General features: G+C 29.9%; 1 protein-coding gene. It reads left to right on the top strand.

All coding sequences use genetic code 11. The annotated features are described in order from the left end of the window. Nucleotides 1-115: 115 nt before the first annotated feature. Nucleotides 116-640 (top strand): hypothetical protein, encoded by a 525-nt coding sequence (locus Q0807_RS18840; RefSeq protein ID WP_301162060.1) that lies wholly within the window; start codon nt 116-118, stop codon nt 638-640. Nucleotides 641-752 lie beyond the last annotated feature (112 nt).

Here is a 752-nt window from a genome sequence, read left to right on the forward strand (position 1 = left end):
CGTTGTAGCCAATTAGAAAATGAAAATCCGAATGATAATTATTATAGGAATAATCTTGGCATTCTTTGCATTTCTTTACTTTACAAAAAAGAATACTGAAAGCCCCAAAACTGAATTGACAAAGCAAGAGTATCGTGCTAAAGGAACAATTTTATATCACGAAGATGATTTCTGTCAAATAGAAATAGTTCCACGAGAAAATCTATCCGAATTAATAAAACAAGCTGATAATATAAGTGACTTTACATCTGAAAATGGATATTCAGATATTTATGTGAGAGAAGAAAATAAAGTCAGTTTAAAGACCAAAAAAATTAGCAAATCTGAACTTGAAAGTTTGTTAGCGAAACTTGGAACTGAAAAGCATACTGAAATTATAACTGGATACGGAAATGATTATAGAGTAAAAAGTGAAAATACAATCGGATTTGGAAAAGATTATTCAGCAGTTTATTTTGACTTTGAGAATGAAATTGTGAAAAATATATGGATTACAAATCTTGACGGACTGAATCACGAAAACGTAACCAATGTGCTTTCGGAAATTGGAGAAAAATGGAATTTAATAATGATGGATTGGAATAGTTCTGAATTAATAGATTTGTCTAATAAGAAAATGATTGAAAAATATTTAAAATAACTGGCTACAACACCGTGTATAATTAATTGCTTGGTTCACTGCCGACTTACGAACATTCCTTCGGAATATTCTATCTGTGATTTATTTGCTAAATTAGTTGCTTAACCACGCA

The organism is uncultured Winogradskyella sp. (assembly GCF_947495255.1).
In the GTDB taxonomy this organism is placed as follows: Bacteria; Bacteroidota; Bacteroidia; order Flavobacteriales; family Flavobacteriaceae; genus Winogradskyella.